Raw genomic sequence first — 2,504 nt, 5'->3', positions numbered from 1 at the left:
TTATTTTTATTCACATACCTAGTTACTATTCCCATTATATACTGTCTCATTGCAAGAGGGGGAGTCCATCTTTTAGTTAGAGTAATTTTTTTTACAGGGTAATTTTATAGGCTAGACCAAAAATTGTCTAGGTCATTTCAATGTTGCTATTGTAAACTATATCGTTATTTTTAAGCCCGTTACGTGCAAAAAATTATAACCATAACTAGCTACAATACTATGATTTTTAGTAATTGCAAATTCATAGCCTAGGGTGGCATGAACAGAAAAATTTCTTAGAATAAAATATGTGTTACCTTGATAAGAATAATACTTTTCCTCATAAGTAACATACCATAATCCTAATTTTATAAAAGGGATATGTTGTTCTAAAACAGGATATTTTGCTACAGCATTAATTAGGTAAATTAGGTAAGAACTCTTTAATTCTTCCCCGTATCCAGTTTTACTAATATATTTTCTCGGCACTCCATACCGGAATTCTCCCTCAATTGCTAACTCTTTAAGAATATTGTAACCAGCAAAGATATTAATAGTATTTTTAATTAGAGTATCGTAATTGTACTTATAGCCATTAATTATATTCTCTATTGTAATCTCACCTGAAACAAATCCAGTACCAATACCAAGATACCCCCCCCCTCTCAATAAGGTAAACACCGTTATAGGGACTCTTAGCTTCCTCTGCTTTTAAGAAAGAGCTAAAAAATAAAATTACTAAGCTTATAAATAGTTTTTTGTGCATTGTTTTACCTTTTTTGTTTAAATTAAAAAAAGAGGGGGAGAGCCTCTTTTTGTTAGTGTGCCTTTTTTTTACAATGTGTATTTGTAAGAGAGGGTGAGGTTTTGATATCTTAGAGTATAATTGGTTTGCTTTTGATTAGTTTTTAATCCAGTTGGAGATATAGCTTCTGTGGTATAATCATTTACCCAGTGATTAGTATAATCTATTAACATACTATGATTTTTATTAATCGCAAATTCATAGACAACTACAAAATTCCAACTTAACCCATAATATCTATAACTCCATCTAGCATTATTTTATATTCTTTCTGATCCTATTATAACATATTAGAAAGAAAGCTCAAACTCCAAAAGATCTTTGCCTCGAGAAATTCTATTTCTAAGATTTTAATTGACAATCAATAAGAAGCATTTATAATTATAAGATAAAAATACTTCTGGAAATGCTTGAGTTACATCCTCACACCTTAATTTGTTACTATTAATTATATTATTAAGGGATACCGGAACAAGAAAATTAATAACCTAATACAGGAAATATATTATTATGTCTAAAAGATTAGCATCTAAATTTAAAATTAATCGTAGGTTAAAAGCAAACCTATGGGGGAAAACTAAATCCCCTTTTAACCTTCGTCCATACAGACCAGGTCAACATGGGCAAGCTCCTTATAAACCTACAGATTACGGCATACAGCTACAAGCTAAACAAAAATTAAAAGGTTATTATGGAAATATTGGTGAAAAACAGTTTGTTAATTATTTTAAAGAAGCTAATAGAAGAAAAGGTGATACTTCACAAAATTTAATTGGCTTATTAGAAACTAGATTAGATGCAGTAGTATATAGGATGAAATTTGTACCCAGTGTATTTGCAGCACGTCAATTTGTAAACCACGGACATATTTTAGTAAATAATAAAAGAGTAAACATTCCTTCTTATTTAGTAAAATCTGGGGATATAATTGAGGTTAAACCAAAATCAAAAGAATTAGCTTTAGTACTCGGGAGTATTAATTCTGCTGAAAGAGATATTCCTGCCTATATGGAGGTAGATACTAAAGCTTTAAAGGGAACTTTTATTGAAATTCCTAAATTAGAGGATGTCCCTTATCCTGTAAGAATGGAACCTAATGTAGTAGTTGAATTCTTCTCTCGTTAAATTTTAAATATAAAAAAATGTTATACTTTTTATAATAATTTTTTGTACAAACTAATTATTATAAAAAGTATTACCAATACACTACTTATTAAAGCAGAACTTGGAACATCTATTATAATTGAAACTAAAATTCCTAAGATTATAGCTAAACTTGCAATAAAAAAAGTAAGGAAAATAGCAATTTTAGGGTTTTTCGTAAGTATATTACCACATAATGCCGGCAAAATAAGAAGAGATGGTATCAGTAATACTCCTGCAAGTTTAATACAAACGGCTATAATAACTGATAAAAAAAAAGAAAATAATACATCATGTTTAAAGATATTTATTCCTTCGGCCTGAGCAGTAACCTCATTAATAGTTATTAATAATAAAGATTTATAACTTAATATTATGTACAATATCATTGATATAGAAACTGCATAAATTATGTATATATCTTCCAAAGATAACGCCATAATATTACCAATAAAAAATTGATTGATAATATTAGTATTTAGTGAATATATAGATAAAATTATAATTCCTACGGATAAACTAGCTTGAGTATTAAGTACTAATAAAGACTCTATAGGTAACAAAAAATTTCTATTTA

3 protein-coding genes are annotated in these 2,504 nt (G+C 28.3%); 1 reads left to right on the top strand and 2 read right to left on the bottom strand.

What is annotated here, in order from left to right; translation table 11 throughout:
- Positions 1-156: 156 nt before the first annotated feature.
- A complete protein-coding gene (locus ACQCX0_RS02370) occupies positions 157-648 on the bottom strand; it encodes an outer membrane beta-barrel protein (protein WP_462562559.1) in 492 nt (163 codons plus the stop codon).
- 646 nt (positions 649-1,294) lie between these two features.
- Here ACQCX0_RS02370 and rpsD point away from each other — a divergent pair.
- Entirely contained in the window at positions 1,295-1,909 is a 615-nt protein-coding gene (gene rpsD, locus ACQCX0_RS02365; protein WP_462562558.1) for a 30S ribosomal protein S4, read from the top strand.
- Positions 1,910-1,938: 29 nt separating this feature from the next.
- Here the strand turns inward: rpsD and ACQCX0_RS02360 are convergent.
- Positions 1,939-2,504: metal ABC transporter permease (locus tag ACQCX0_RS02360; RefSeq protein WP_462562557.1), on the bottom strand; the 566-nt coding region annotated here is incomplete at its 5' end.

Source organism: Candidatus Hepatincolaceae symbiont of Strigamia maritima (genome assembly GCF_055505085.1).
Note: the sequence above shows the minus strand (reverse complement) of the source record. Positions and strands in the feature narration are given on the sequence as shown.